The 13,299-nt window shown below is 67.4% G+C and carries 13 protein-coding genes; 9 read left to right on the forward strand and 4 right to left on the reverse strand.

Going from position 1 to position 13,299, the window contains the following annotated elements; all coding sequences use genetic code 11:
- Positions 1-840 carry a PhzF family phenazine biosynthesis protein gene (locus tag AC06E7_RS06920; protein ID WP_478063730.1) on the reverse strand — a complete coding sequence of 280 codons (840 nt, stop codon included), beginning with the start codon at positions 838-840 and terminating at the stop codon, positions 1-3.
- A gap of 165 nt (positions 841-1,005) precedes the next feature.
- On the opposite strand from AC06E7_RS06920, the gene AC06E7_RS06925 reads away from it, so the two are divergent.
- Complete coding sequence (locus AC06E7_RS06925) at positions 1,006-1,362, forward strand: hypothetical protein (RefSeq protein ID WP_478063731.1); 357 nt, start codon at positions 1,006-1,008, stop codon at positions 1,360-1,362.
- A gap of 22 nt (positions 1,363-1,384) precedes the next feature.
- On the opposite strand, the gene AC06E7_RS06930 is transcribed toward AC06E7_RS06925, so the two are convergent.
- The 3 genes from AC06E7_RS06930 to AC06E7_RS06940 all read right to left on the reverse strand — a co-directional run bounded on the left by AC06E7_RS06930 (position 1,385) and on the right by AC06E7_RS06940 (position 4,736).
- Positions 1,385-1,975, reverse strand: coding sequence for a cysteine dioxygenase family protein (locus AC06E7_RS06930; RefSeq protein WP_210132922.1), 591 nt, complete (start codon positions 1,973-1,975; stop codon positions 1,385-1,387).
- Positions 1,976-2,136: 161 nt separating this feature from the next.
- Positions 2,137-3,762, reverse strand: coding sequence for a carboxylesterase/lipase family protein (locus tag AC06E7_RS06935; protein ID WP_478063733.1), 1,626 nt, complete (start codon positions 3,760-3,762; stop codon positions 2,137-2,139).
- A complete protein-coding gene (locus AC06E7_RS06940) occupies positions 3,759-4,736 on the reverse strand; it encodes an alpha/beta hydrolase (protein WP_478063735.1) in 978 nt (325 codons plus the stop codon). The genes AC06E7_RS06935 and AC06E7_RS06940 overlap by 4 nt, the downstream gene beginning before the upstream one ends.
- Before the next feature lie 170 nt (positions 4,737-4,906).
- Between AC06E7_RS06940 and AC06E7_RS06945 the strand changes: the two genes are divergently transcribed.
- The 8 genes from AC06E7_RS06945 to kduD all read left to right on the forward strand — a co-directional run bounded on the left by AC06E7_RS06945 (position 4,907) and on the right by kduD (position 13,228).
- A complete protein-coding gene (locus AC06E7_RS06945; protein ID WP_217537827.1) occupies positions 4,907-5,728 on the forward strand; it encodes a 2-keto-4-pentenoate hydratase in 822 nt (273 codons plus the stop codon).
- 37 nt (positions 5,729-5,765) lie between these two features.
- Positions 5,766-6,773: a TRAP transporter substrate-binding protein gene (locus AC06E7_RS06950; RefSeq protein ID WP_184126329.1), complete on the forward strand. Its 1,008-nt coding sequence runs from the start codon at positions 5,766-5,768 to the stop codon at positions 6,771-6,773.
- A gap of 11 nt (positions 6,774-6,784) precedes the next feature.
- A complete protein-coding gene (locus AC06E7_RS06955) occupies positions 6,785-7,318 on the forward strand; it encodes a TRAP transporter small permease (protein WP_478063737.1) in 534 nt (177 codons plus the stop codon).
- A 3-nt stretch (positions 7,319-7,321) separates the two neighbouring features.
- Complete coding sequence (locus tag AC06E7_RS06960; RefSeq protein ID WP_478063739.1) at positions 7,322-8,605, forward strand: TRAP transporter large permease; 1,284 nt, start codon at positions 7,322-7,324, stop codon at positions 8,603-8,605.
- 88 nt (positions 8,606-8,693) lie between these two features.
- A complete protein-coding gene (locus AC06E7_RS06965; RefSeq protein WP_478064181.1) occupies positions 8,694-10,271 on the forward strand; it encodes a family 43 glycosylhydrolase in 1,578 nt (525 codons plus the stop codon).
- A gap of 41 nt (positions 10,272-10,312) precedes the next feature.
- On the forward strand, positions 10,313-11,371 hold the full coding sequence (locus AC06E7_RS06970; protein WP_093535383.1) for a LacI family DNA-binding transcriptional regulator: 1,059 nt from the start codon (positions 10,313-10,315) through the stop codon (positions 11,369-11,371).
- A 219-nt stretch (positions 11,372-11,590) separates the two neighbouring features.
- Positions 11,591-12,439, forward strand: coding sequence for a 5-dehydro-4-deoxy-D-glucuronate isomerase (gene kduI, locus AC06E7_RS06975; RefSeq protein ID WP_093535381.1), 849 nt, complete (start codon positions 11,591-11,593; stop codon positions 12,437-12,439).
- A 33-nt stretch (positions 12,440-12,472) separates the two neighbouring features.
- Positions 12,473-13,228 carry a 2-dehydro-3-deoxy-D-gluconate 5-dehydrogenase KduD gene (kduD, locus tag AC06E7_RS06980; protein WP_093535379.1) on the forward strand — a complete coding sequence of 252 codons (756 nt, stop codon included), beginning with the start codon at positions 12,473-12,475 and terminating at the stop codon, positions 13,226-13,228.
- Positions 13,229-13,299 lie beyond the last annotated feature (71 nt).

Genomic DNA, 13,299 nt, shown 5'->3' on the forward strand with positions numbered 1-13,299 from the left:
CTACAACGTCACCGTCCCCTCGATACACGTCACGCAGGCACCCCCGATCCACAGCGCATCCGCCACCCGTTCCACCTGCACGCGGCCGGCGCGACCCATCACCGTGCCCTGGCTGATCAGATACCGGTCCGGCGCCGCGCTCTCCCGCAGCAACCACCGCGCGATACCCGCATTGAGGCTGCCGGTCACCGGATCCTCTGGTGCGGCCTCGCCGGCAATGAATGCGCGCGATTCAAACTGTGCATCCACCGCGTCGCCTTCGCCACACGCCGCGAACACGCCCACCATCAGCCCATCCAACGCCGCGTAATCGGGGCGCACCGCCAACACGGCCGCACGGCTGCGCAATCGCAACGCCAACCACGGCGGGCCGTTGTCCACCCATTGCGCATCGACCAGTTCATCCACGGCCACCCCCAATCCCGCCCGCACCTGCTCGCGCAACGACGGGTCCAACGGCCCTTCCCGCCGCAACGGCGGCGCCTCGAACGCCAACCCGGCCGCATCGCGGCGGATCCGCACCAACCCGATCCCGCACTCCTGCACGATTTCCGCCCCATGCGGCACGCCGCCATTGGCCAGCCATGCATGGCAGCTGCCCAGCGTGGGATGCCCGGCGAACGGCAGCTCGCCCAGCGTAGTGAATATCCGCACGCGGTAATCGGCACGCGGGTCGTTGGGCTTCGATACGAACGTGGTCTCGCTCAGGTTGGTCCAGCGCGCAAAGGCGGCCATGCGCGCATCGCTCAACCCATCGGCATCAAGCACCACGGCCAGCGGATTGCCCAGCAGCGGATCGGTGCTGAAGACGTTGACCTGCAGGAAGGGGTGGGACGTCATGGGCAGCGGTTCCTTGGCGGGATGTGGCGACATGCGGGCATCTTGGCGGTGAACCCTGCATCAAATCTAGGATCTTTTTCAACGCACCACCCCAATGGCCGCAGATAGCATCTGGTCGTCATCACCACACCGATGCACAGCGCCACCTCTCTTGGGGAAACACCTATGAACACCAACGTCGCCGACATTGATGAGGCGGTGCCGATCGAGGCATGTCCGCCGCCACAGCCTGACGCTTCCGGCGCAACTCACGGTTGGCGGGTGCGGGAGTACCAGGACGGCGGCGTGGACCACGTTGAAGTCCGCGACGGCACGGGCCGGGTGCAATTGGTCATCGCCTACGCCGCAGGGGTGTTCTGGGCACTCCATGTAGGATTTCCCACAGCGCGGGTGTCGTTGCCGAACTGGCGGTTGAAGTTGCCCGAGGGCGCCAGCGCCACGGAGGTCTACGCCGGAACGCGTTTCTCCCTCACCCGTTTCAGCAGAGGCGAAGAGGCGGTGTGGCGCATCCAACCCGCATGACTGCGGGTGCGGCAACGCCGCGTCACGCGGCGTCGGTTTCCATTTCCTTCATGCGGCGCTCGTACCAGCCGTCGTGGTCGGGTTCGAAGATCGCGCTGCGGGTCATTTCGCCCTGGTAGACGTGCACGGAAATGGCCAGCCGCTCGTCGCTGGTGTTGCGGATGGTGTGGTACTCGTGCGGCGGAATCAGGCTGCCGGCGCTGCCGCAGTCGCCGATCACCGACGGCTCGGCCTGGAAGCGGAAGCGTTCACCGCGGCGTTCGAGCAGCCGGTACTGGGTGACTTCCAATTGTCCCAGCCACACCCCTTCCACGCACCACAGGCCGCTGTGGTCATGCAGCGGCGTGCCCTGCCCCGGCGCCCAGCTCATCGCCACGATGCTGTAGCCGTGCGCGGGGCTGCGGTACAGCTCGCGGCGTGCGTAGTGGTCGCTGATCGGGCGGTGCACGCAGGCCGGCAGCTGGATGCGGCTGTCGGCAATGGCCTCGCAGAGCGCACCACGCAAGGTTCTGGCGATCTGCTGGGGATCGTCATGCTGCACGGCGTGATCGATGGCGGCTATCAATCGATCGCGGCCATGGAACGGCGGAAAGAGATCGCAATGGTCCTGCATGCCCCCAGTCTAGGCGATGGAGGTTAAGGACATGTTTGATCTGAATCACGGCTGATTACCGCTTTTTGGCCGGAAATCTATTGGATTTCGTTGTTCGGTTGATGCTGCCTATCGTTGTTTGGAGTGGGGCCGACTATGCGTGGGACACGCGTGGCGTGTCGCTACATCGTGCCTCGCTGTACGAACGGGGCCTGCTGGTACAGGCGTCGTTCGCCGCCACGCGGGTCGTCAGCGAGCCGTGGCGGGGTGTTGAACAGCATCGTCTGGCGGCGATCAAGCCCGTATTGCTCCCACTGCGGCAGCCCAGGGTGCTGCGGGTTGCCGGTGCGGGCGAAGGCGATCAGGGCATCGCTCATCGCTGCCGCCATGCGCTGCGCGTCGGCCGCTTCACCGGTGCGCGAACCCTCTGCCCGGGTGTTGTCGAACACCAGCGGGATATCCAGCGTGTGGAAAGCGCCCAGCCTGCCGCCGTCCAGCGGTGAGCCCCAATCGAGCTGGTACGCCCAGGTGGGCGCGCCCTGCCGCGCGCGTGCTTCCAGTTCCTCCACCGCCCCGCGCCAGGAGCGGCCGGCGGTGGTGGCGGCGAAGAACACATCAGAGGGCGTGTAGTGCGGATACAGGCGCCGATACTCGGCGATCACCACCGATGGCAGCAGATCGACGAACTGTTCCTTCTCCAGCCTGGCCGGCAACGTCTCCCAGGTCAGCGCGAAGTTGGCCGGGTCGTGGCCGAGGAACGCGCGCGTTTCGTCGTGGGTGTTGCCGATCACCATGGGGATCCCGGCGGACTGCTCGGGCGCCTGCGGCCAGAACGGGTGTGCCGGCAGCGCGCCGCCATCGACCACGGGCCCGAAGTACAGGCTGGTGTTCTCCACCCGCGACGGATCGCGCGCGCGGGTGGCCGCCAGCAGCGCCGACACCGGCAGCGCCAGCAAGCTCTCCACATCCTGTGCGCCTACCGCCTGCATGGCGATCTGCGCACGCTGGGTGGCCGCACGCGGGCCGGCCGCGGTGACCTGCTGGCCGCTCATGGTCCACGCGCGCTGGAACAGGCCGCGCGCGGCGGGCATGGCCATCAGCGTGGCGATCTTGGCGCCGCCGCCGGACTGGCCGAACACGGTGATGTTGCCGGCATCGCCACCGAACTCGTGCGCATGTTCGCGCACCCACCGCAGGGCCTGGATCAGATCGAGCTGGCCCACGTTGCCCGAATCGGCGAACCGCGCATCGCCCAGCTGTGCCAGGTACAGGTAGCCGAACACATTGAGCCGGTGGTTGACGGTGACCACCACCACATCGCCACGCTGGCACAGCGCGCTGCCGTCGTACTGCGGGTCGCTGCCGGAGCCGTTGTTGTAGGCGCCACCGTGGATGTAGAACAGGATCGGCCGGGGCTTGCCGTCGCGCAGCGCCGGCGTCCACACGTTGAGGTACAGGCAGTCTTCGCTGCCGGGGCCGTCCTCCTTGCTGCCCTGCGGCGCGGCCGGCCCGTAGGCCAGTGCATCGCGCACCCCGCGCCACGGCAGTTCAGGCAGTGCCGGCTGGAAGCGCCGGGTCGCGGTGTCCGCGCCATAGGGCACGCCAAGGAAACGGTGCACGCCCTGGTCATACCGGCCGCGCAGGCGGCCGCCGCGCACCTTCGCCAGTGAAACGGTCGGGGTGGTGCCGGTGGACGCGCCTGCAAGCGATGACGCCAGCGGCAACGTACCGGCCGCCAGCAGCATTGCGTAGCGCGCACTGTCGCGCAGGAAGCGGCGGCGCTGCAGGTCGGCAGGGGTGTACGTCATGGCGCCTTCTCCCCGTTCTGCGCCTGCATCCAGTGCAGCGCAAGGGTGGGCCACTGGGTGGCAAGCGCAGCGGGCGGCAGGCGTACACCGAAGCCGTGCCCGCCGTGTGCGAACAGGTGCATTTCACTGGGCGCGCCCGCCGCCAGCAGTGCCTGGTAGTACAGCAGGCTGTTGTGCACGGAGACCACGTCGTCGTCCTGCGCGTGGACCAGGAAGGTCGGCGGGGTCTGCGCGCTGACCTGCGCCTGCATCGAATACTGCTGCTCCAGCGCGGGCGTGGGGTGTTCGCCCAGCAGCCGGGTGCGCGAGCCGCTGTGCGCGTGCCGGCCCATGTCGATCACCGGGTACAGCAGCAGCGCGAAATCCGGGCGCGCGCTGAGCGCATCGGTGGCATCGCCGATGCCCGGCAGCGCGGTGGCGTAGCCGTTGCTCAGCCGCGCAGCAACATGGCCGCCGGCGGAAAAACCGATCACGCCGATCCGTTGCGGATCCAGCTGCCACTTCGTTGCGCCAGTGCGGATCACCCGTATCGCGCGCTGTGCATCGGCCAGTGCGGCCTGGCGGTCCCCGCGCCCGGCCGGCAGCCGGTAGCGCAGCACGAACAGGGTTACCCCACCCTGCTCCACGAAGGCCGGCACCAGCGCGGTGCCTTCCTTGTCCAGCACGATGCGCTGGTAGCCGCCACCGGGAATGACCAGGAGGGCGGTGCCGTTGGGTCTGGCCGGGCGGTAGGCGACCAGGTACGGCGCGCTGACGTTGTCGATGTAGCGGTCCGGCAGCGCGGGGTCGGCGCTGCGCTCGACCACGTTGGGCACTGCGGCGCGCTTGGGTTCCCCGGGCACCCTGCCGGCGGGCCAGAGCGCGATGCGGGTGGGCGTGCCGGAGGCGGGCTCGCTCTGCGGCACCGGGCGCTCAACGGCCTGGGCCGGCGGTGGGGCAACGGCGGCCAGCAGGCAGCCGGCCAGCAGGGACATCAACACAGCACAACGCATCCGCGGCAGTCCTCTCAGGGGTGGGCAAACGGTAGCGTGCCGGGCTCGTGCAGGCTCTGACGCGGTGCACATTGCCAATGACACCGGTTTACCATATACAGCTCATCCAAGTGCTGTCGATGGGCAGTGCAACAATTCACCGGGAGACCCGCTTGAGCAACGATCAAGGCAAACAGGACCTGCCAGAACAAGGGTTGGGCGACATCGCCCACGCGTTCGTCACCGCCCGCCAGCAGGGCCGTTCACTGCCGGATTTCCCCGGAACCATCCCGGAAGACCTGGTCACCGCCTACCAGGTGCAGGACCAGGCCATCGCGCTCTGGAACGACCAGGTGGTGGGCTGGAAGGTCGGCTACATCGCCGCCGAGCGCCGCGATGGCTCCGGCGACGACCGTCTGCTGGGCCCGATCTTCTCTCAGCGGCTCTGGAATGCTACCGGTGGAACAGTGGACATTCCGGTGTTCGTCGGCGGCTTCGGCGCGGTGGAAGCCGAGTACGTGATCCAGCTGCAGCAGGACGCCCCGGCCGACAAGCTGCACTGGACCGCCGAAGAGGCAGAAGCCCTGCCCGCCAAGCTGTTCATCGGCGTGGAAGTGGCCAGCAGCCCGCTCGCCACGATCAACAAGCTGGGCCCGCGCGTAGTGGTGTCGGACTTCGGCAACAACAACGGCCTGGTGCTGGGCCCGGAGATTGCGGACTGGACCTCGCTGGACGATGCCGACCTGCGCGCCGAAACCCGCATCGAAGGCGAAGTGGTAGGCACCGGTGGCGCCACCCTGCTGCCGGGCGGCCTGCGCACCGCGTATGCCTTCGCGCTGGCCCGTTCGGCCCAGCGTGGGCGCCCGCTGAAGGCCGGCGATCTGATCGCCAGTGGCAATGCCACCGGTATCCATGACATCGCCGTAGGCCAACAGGCACTGATCCGTTTCGCCGGTTACGGCGACATTACCTGCAGGGCCATCGCCGCCGGGTAACCGGGTGGCCATGGCGAGTACGCTTGGGAGGGCGCAGATGATTACTCGCAGAAGTTTCCTTGCCACCAGCGTGGGCGCGCTCAGCGTGCCCCTGTTGTCGGCCGGGTGTTCACGTTCCAACGGTGACGCGCCCGATGGCGCGCGCCTGCTGACCGCAACCGATGTGCATGTGGCCGACTACCCCACCGTGACCGCGGTGAAGTGGATCGGCCAGCAGCTGGAAGCGAAGACCGGCGGCCGCCTGCGGCTGCGCCAGTACCATTCGGGCCAGCTCGGCCGCGAATCGGAAGCGATCGACATGGCCCGCTTCGGGGTCATCGACATTACCCGCGTGTATTCCGGCGCGCTCAACAACGCCTTCCCGCTCACCCAGGCGCTGTGCCTGCCCTACGTGTTCGATTCGGTGGCGCACATGCGCCGCGCGCTCGACGGCGGCGTGGCCGATACCGTGCTGCGCGGCTTTGAAACCCGCGACCTGGTGGGGCTGGCGATCTACGATTCCGGCGCACGCTGCTTCTACAACACCAAGCACCCGATCGTGGAACCGAAGGACCTGCACGGCCTGAAGCTGCGCGTGGCCTCCTCGGACATCTTCATCCAGCTGATGCGCCTGCTGGGCGCCAACCCGACCCCGATGTCGCTGGGCGACACCTTCTCGGGCATGGAAACGCACATGATCGACGGTGCGGAAAACAACATGCGCAGCTTCCACTCCAGCCGCCACTTCGAGGCTGCGCGCTACTGGTCGCAGAGCGACCATTCGTATGCGCCGGACGTGCTGCTGATGTCGCGCCGCAGCTTCGAGTCGCTCAGTCCGGAAGACCGCCAGCTGCTGCTGCAGACCGCGCGCGAATCGGTGGGGGTGATGCGCCAGCAGTGGGATGCTTCGGAAAGCACCGCCCGCCAGGCCGTGGCCGATTTCGGCATCCAGTTCAACGAGGTCGACATGCCGGCCTTCCGCAAGGCCGCCGACCCGTTGCTGCAGCAGTACCTGCAGCAGCCGGAGCTGGCCGCCCTCACCCGTCGCATCCGCGACTTCGCCTGAGGCCTGCCGCGATGTCCGACCCGACTTCCGAAACCACCGCCGACCTGCGCACGCTGCCGCAGCGCGCACTCGACGGCATTGCCGACATCACCATCTACATCGCCGTACTTGCCCTGCTCGGGCTGGTGGTGGTGCAGGGCTGGCAGGTGTTCGCCCGCTATGTGATCAACGATTCGCCCAGCTGGACCGAGCCGGTGACCCTGCTGCTGCTGGCCACCGCCATGAGCCTGGGCGCGGCCACCGGCGTGCACACCCGTCGCCACTTTGGCTTCTTCCTGCTGGCCGCGCACATGCCCGCCGGCCTGCGTCGCGCGGTGGATGTATTCGCCTCGCTGGTGGTCGCGGTGCTGGGCGTGGTGATCGCCTGGTGGGCCGGCGTGCTGCTGCTGGATGGCCTGGATATCAAGGCGGCTGGTGCCAACCTGCCCCAGAGCATCAACTACCTGCCGCTGTGCATTGGCGGTGCACTGATGGCGGTGTTCGCCGTGAACCAGATGGTGCAGGCCGTGCAACCGGCCGTCGCTGAAGCAGAGGGAGACCGCTGAGTCATGGGTATTACGATTCTTTTCACTGTATTCGCGCTGCTGCTGCTGCTCGGCGTGCCGGTGGCCTACGCACTGGCGGCGGCGGCGCTGGCAACCCTGTGGTACCTGGACCTGCCGACGCTGGTGCTGGTGCAGCAGATCTCGGCCGGTACCGGCTCGGCATCGCTGATTGCGATTCCGTTGTTCATCTTCGCCGGCGAAATCATGATGCGCGGCGGCATTTCCGAACGCCTGATCGCGCTCGCCTCGTCGCTGGTCGGGCGCCTGCGTGGCGGCCTGGGGCAGGTCTCGATCCTGTCCTCGCTGTTCTTCGGCGGTGTATCGGGCTCGGCGATCGCCGACGTGTCGGCGGTCGGCGGCACGATGATCCCGCAGATGGTCAAGCGCGGCTACGACCGCGACTTCGCGGTAAACGTCAGCATCACGGCTGCATTGGTGGCGCTGCTGGTGCCGCCGTCGCACAACCTGATCCTGTTCTCGGCCGCCGCCGGTGGTGGCCTGTCCATCGCCGACCTGTTCGCGGCAGGCATCATGCCGGCGCTGCTGATGACCGTGGCACTGATGGTCACCGGCTATGTGGTGGCGCGCCGTCGCGGCTACGGGGTGGAAGTGTTCCCCGGCTGGCGTGCGGTGCTGCTGCGCATGGTCTCGGCCCTGCCCGGCCTGGGCCTGGTGGCGCTGATCTTCGTGGGTATCCGTGCCGGCATCTTCACCGCCGTTGAAAGCGCGGCCATTGCCGTGGTGTATGCCCTGCTCGTGACCACGGTGCTGTACCGCCAGCTCGACTGGCGCGAGTTCCTGGGCACGGTGACCCATGCCGCGCGCAGCACCGGCGTGATCCTGTTCGTCATTGCTACCGCGGCGGTGTTCGGCTGGCTGCTGGCCTACCTGCAGGTACCGGCGGCCGCAGTGGAGTTCCTGCAGTCCTTCGCGCACAGCAAGTTCATGGTGCTGTTGATGATCGTGGTGATGCTGCTGCTGCTGGGTACCTTCATGGACCTGGCGCCGATGATCCTGATCTGCACGCCGATCTTCCTGCCGGTGGCCAAGGCCTACGGGATCGACCCGATCCACTTCGGCCTGGTGCTGGTGCTGACCGGCGGCCTGGGCCTGGTGACCCCGCCGGTGGGCTCGGTGCTGTTCATCGGCACGGCGATCGGCAAGATCAGCGTGGGCGAAAGCATGCGGTCGATCTGGCCGTTCTGGTTCGCGGCGCTGGCGGTGCTGTTCATCGTCACCTTCTTCCCGCAGCTGTCGCTGTGGCTGCCGGCGCTGCTGCGCGCCTGACCGCGCGGCGGCCCCGTGCCGCCATCGCGGATGTGGACCCGCCTTCGCGGGCGGGTCCTGCACCGAACCAGGGAGACACCCCATGCGTATGAAGACCCTGCTGGCCGGGTTGGCCACCGCCGGCCTGCTGCTCGCCGGCGCCCTGCATGCCGCCGATGTGCCGGCCACGTCGTGGAAGCGTGGCATCGAGAACCAGCGCCAGGCCGACCTGGGCAACGGCACCTTCCTCAACCCGGTGTTCGCCGGCGACCGCCCCGATCCGTCGGTGCTCAAGGATGGCGACGACTACTACCTCACCCTGTCCTCCTTCGACGCCTACCCGGGCCTGCCGATCTGGCATTCGCGCGACCTGGTGAACTGGCAGCCGCTGGGCCACGCGATCACGAAGAATGTCGGCGCGATCTGGGCACCGGACATCGTCAAACACGACGGCCGCTACTTCATCTACTTCCCGGCACGCACCGGCGAAACCCGCAGCAACTTCGTGGTGTGGTCGGACAACATCCGCGGGCCGTGGAGCGAGCCGATCGACATCGGGCTGGGCGGTTACATCGACCCCGGCCATGCGGTGGGCGAAGACGGCAAGCGCTACCTGTTCCTCAGCGGCGGCGCCTACGTGCAGCTGGCCGACGATGGCCTGAGCGTGGTGGGCAAGCCCAAACACGTCTACGACGGCTGGAAGTACCCGGAAAGCTGGGACGTGGAGGCCTATGCGCAGGAAGGGCCGAAAATCAATTTTCACAACGGCTGGTACTACATGACCACCGCCGTGGGCGGCACCGCCGGTCCGCCGACCGGGCACATGGTGATCACCGCGCGCTCGCGTTCGATCCACGGCCCGTGGGTGAACGCGCCGAACAACCCGATCACCCGCACGAAGTCCGCCAGTGAGCCGTGGTGGTCGCGTGGCCATGCCACCGTGGTGGAAGGCACCGACGGGCGCTGGTGGATGATCTACCACGGCTACGAGAACGGCTACTGGACCCTGGGCCGCCAGGCACTGCTGGAACCGATCGCGTGGACCGACGATGGCTGGTTCGTGGCCAAGGGTGGCGATCTCGGCCAGCCGCTGGCCAAGCCCTCGGGCGAGTCGGTGGGCCCGCACGGCATGGCGCTGTCGGACGACTTCACCGGCAGGACCCTGGGCGCGCAGTGGTCGTTCTTCAACCCGGCCCAGGACGAGTACAAACGCCTCGGCTTCAGCGCCAACGGGCTGACCCTGCAGGGCAAGGGCGACACCCCGAAGGACAGCTCGCCGCTGACCGCCATCGCCGGCGACCAGGCTTACCAGTTCGAGGTCGAAATGGACATCGCGCCCGGCGCGGTGGGCGGTGCCCTGCTCTTCTACAGCGACCGGCTGTACGTGGGCGTGGGCAGCAACGGCGAGAAGTTCATCATGCACCGCTACGGCGAGGAGCGGCCCACCCGCCTGGCCCCCAGTGCCAAAGGCGGCAAGCTGTGGCTGCGGGTGACCAACAACCGCCACATCGTGACCATCCATTCCAGCACCGACGGCAAAACCTGGCAGAAGTACCCGGTTCAGATGGAAGTCTCCGGCTACCATCACAATGTGGCCGGGAAGTTCCTCGCCCTGAAGCCGGCCCTGTACGCTGCCGGCGACGGCAAGGTGACCTTCCGCCAGTTCCGCTACCGCGCCCTTGATTGAGGGCGCCGGTAGACTCCTTCGACCTCTCATGGTTTGAACACATGTCACTGCGCAGCAAGACCGACCCCTCACCGCACGGGTTGACCAAGGGCAAGGCCGCCACGATCAATGACATCGCGCGGCTGTCGGGTGTATCCAAGAAAACGGTTTCGCGGATCATCAACAACTCGCCACTGGTGCGCAAGGACACCCGTGAGAAGGTGGAAACGCTGATGCGCGAGGTGGGCTACACGCCCGATCCGCTGGCGCGCGGGCTGGCCTTCCGCCGTTCGTTCCTGATCGGCATGGTCTACGACAACCCCACCGCGCAGTACATCGTGGACATGCAGTACGGCGCGCTGGACGCGCTGCGCGGCTCCAGCTTCGAGCTGGTGGTGCACCCGTGCGATTCGCGCAGCCCCGGCTACATCGAAGGCGTGCGCCGCTTCGTGCAGCAGCAGAAGCTGCACGGGGTGATCCTCGTGCCGCGTGCCTCGGAAGACCAGGCGCTGGTGGACATGCTCGATGAGATCGGCTGCCGCTTCACCCGCATCGCCGCGCTGCCGCTGGATGACACCTCGCAGATGGTGGTGACCCACGACCGCGACGGCGCCGCCGAAGCGGCCGATTACCTGCTGTCGCTGGGCCACCGCGACATCGCGCTGGTCACCGGCCCCAGCGCCTACCGATCGGCGCACGAGCGCACCGCCGGCTTCATCGACGCCCTCGCCCAGCGCGGTATCGAGTTGCCGCCGGGGCGCATCGTGGAAGCCGGTTATACCTTCGAATCGGGCGTGGCCGCCGCCGAGAAACTGCTGCTGGGCAAGCAGCGCCCGACCGCGATCTTCACCGGTAACGATGAAATGGCCGCCGGTATCTACAAGGTGGCGCTGCGCGCGGGCATCAACATTCCGCGCCAGCTGTCCATCATCGGCTACGACGACAGCCCGCTGGCCTCGCGCCTGTGGCCGTCGCTGACCTCGGTGCGCCGCCACACCCGCGACACCGGCCGCACCGCCGCCGCGATGCTGGTCCAGCCCGACGGCCAGGCCGCGCTGCAGATCGCCAGCGTGCGCCCGCACCTGATCGTGCGCGATTCGTGCCAACCGCCGGAGGACTGACGGGACGGTGCGGGTCACGACCAACGGTCGTGACCTACCGGCAAGGCAGCCCATCCGGCCGAACGCCCCACGAGATGATTCCACGCTGTAGGTCACGACCGTTGGTCGTGACTTCCCACCGATCCCGCAATGCAAAATGACACCGGTTTCCTCCTTGGCTAGAATGGGGGAAATCGCGCCGGGGCCGCCCCGTCGGCCCACCCCTGCTCTGGAGACGCCATGTACTGCAAGACCCACTACGCTACCCATCCCGACGCCATCAAGGGCGCCAGCAACGACGACCTGCGTGAGCTGTACCTGCTCGACGGCCTGTTCAATGCCGACGCGGTGACCCTGAAGTACACCCACTACGAGCGCTTCGTGCTCGGCGGTGCGGCCCCGGTGAAGGGCCCGGTGGCGCTGCCGAAGCAGACCGAACCGGCCTCCGCTGCTGGCCATGCGTTCCTGGAGCGCCGCGAGCTGGGCATCATCAACGTCGGCGCCGGCAGCGGCACCGTCACCGTCGACGGCACCGTGTACACGCTGGGCCCGAAGGACGGCCTGTACGTGGCCATGGGCAGCGAAGAGGTGGTATTCGCCTCCGATGATGCCGCCAACCCGGCGCAGTTCTACCTGGCCTCGACCCCGGCGCACGCGCGCTTCGAGACCAAGCAGCTGTCCATCAAGGATGCGGTTGCGCTGGAGCGCGGCGCGCTGGAAACCAGCAACGAGCGCACCATCTACCAGTACATCGTGCCGGCCACCTGCCAGTCCTCGCAGCTGCTGCTGGGCCTGACCGTGCTGAAGCCGGGCAGCGTCTGGAACACCATGCCGCCGCACCTGCACGACCGCCGCAGCGAGGTCTATTTCTACTTCGACCTGGGCCAGAACGACCGCGTGTACCACTTCATGGGCGAGCCGGACGCGCAGCGCCACATCGTGATCCAGAACAACGAAGCGGTGGTGTCGCCGCCGTGGTCGATCCACATGGGTGCCGGCACCAGCAACTACGCCTTCATCTGGGCGATGGGCGGCGAAAACCTGGATTACACCGACATGCACGTGCTGGACATCTGCCAGCTCAAGTAACCCACACCGCATTGGATAAGGACCGTAACTGCAATGGCTAATCCGTTCAGTCTGGAAGGCAAGGTCGCCCTCGTTACCGGTGGCAACACCGGCCTGGGGCAGGGCATCGCCGTGGCGCTGGCCCAGGCCGGTGCCGATGTGGCCGTGGCCGGCATCGCGCCGCCCACCGACACCATCGCAAAGATCACCGCGCTCGGCCGCCGCTGCCTGGCGGTGGAAGCAAACCTGATCAGCATCGAGCCGGTGGAGCGGGTGATCCGCGAAACCATCGAAGGGTTGGGTGGCCTGGATATCCTGGTCAACAACGCCGGCCTGATCCGCCGCGCCGATGCGGTGGACTTCAGCGAGCAGGACTGGGACGACGTGATGAACGTCAACATCAAGTCCGCGTTCTTCATCTCGCAGGCCGCCGGCCGCCACTTCATCGCGCAGGGCCGCGGCAAGATCATCAACATCGCCTCGATGCTGTCCTTCCAGGGCGGAATCCGGGTGCCGTCGTACACCGCCAGCAAGAGCGGCATCGCCGGCATCACCCGCCTGCTGGCCAATGAGTGGGCCAACAAGGGCATCAACGTCAACGCGATCGCCCCGGGTTACATGGCCACCGACAACACCGCCGCCCTGCGCGCCGACCAGGACCGCAACAAGTCCATCCTCGACCGCATTCCGGCCGGGCGTTGGGGTACTCCGGAAGACCTCGCCGGTACGGCGGTGTTCCTGGCGTCCAGCGCGTCGGATTACGTCAACGGTTCGGTAATTCCCGTTGACGGTGGTTGGCTGGCTCGGTGATGCATGGGTATCGACCAACGGTCGATACCTACCGGGATCAGATCGTCGGCCGCGAACCCGCGGCGCAAGAC

It is taken from the genome of Stenotrophomonas sp. Steno-Z4 (assembly GCF_056393145.1).

What these genes read in the sequence shown, in the direction of transcription:
- AC06E7_RS06960 (WP_478063739.1), top strand. Translation starts at nt 7,322, where the DNA reads ATGGGTATTACGATTCTTTTCACTGTATTCGCGCTGCTGCTGCTGCTC.
- AC06E7_RS06965 (WP_478064181.1), top strand. Translation starts at nt 8,694, where the DNA reads ATGAAGACCCTGCTGGCCGGGTTGGCCACCGCCGGCCTGCTGCTCGCC.
- AC06E7_RS06930 (WP_210132922.1), bottom strand. Translation starts at nt 1,975, where the DNA reads ATGCAGGACCATTGCGATCTCTTTCCGCCGTTCCATGGCCGCGATCGA.
- kduI (WP_093535381.1), top strand. Translation starts at nt 11,591, where the DNA reads ATGTACTGCAAGACCCACTACGCTACCCATCCCGACGCCATCAAGGGC.
- AC06E7_RS06970 (WP_093535383.1), top strand. Translation starts at nt 10,313, where the DNA reads ATGTCACTGCGCAGCAAGACCGACCCCTCACCGCACGGGTTGACCAAG.
- AC06E7_RS06950 (WP_184126329.1), top strand. Translation starts at nt 5,766, where the DNA reads ATGATTACTCGCAGAAGTTTCCTTGCCACCAGCGTGGGCGCGCTCAGC.
- AC06E7_RS06935 (WP_478063733.1), bottom strand. Translation starts at nt 3,762, where the DNA reads ATGACGTACACCCCTGCCGACCTGCAGCGCCGCCGCTTCCTGCGCGAC.
- AC06E7_RS06955 (WP_478063737.1), top strand. Translation starts at nt 6,785, where the DNA reads ATGTCCGACCCGACTTCCGAAACCACCGCCGACCTGCGCACGCTGCCG.
- AC06E7_RS06925 (WP_478063731.1), top strand. Translation starts at nt 1,006, where the DNA reads ATGAACACCAACGTCGCCGACATTGATGAGGCGGTGCCGATCGAGGCA.
- AC06E7_RS06940 (WP_478063735.1), bottom strand. Translation starts at nt 4,736, where the DNA reads ATGTCCCTGCTGGCCGGCTGCCTGCTGGCCGCCGTTGCCCCACCGCCG.
- kduD (WP_093535379.1), top strand. Translation starts at nt 12,473, where the DNA reads ATGGCTAATCCGTTCAGTCTGGAAGGCAAGGTCGCCCTCGTTACCGGT.
- AC06E7_RS06920 (WP_478063730.1), bottom strand. Translation starts at nt 840, where the DNA reads ATGACGTCCCACCCCTTCCTGCAGGTCAACGTCTTCAGCACCGATCCG.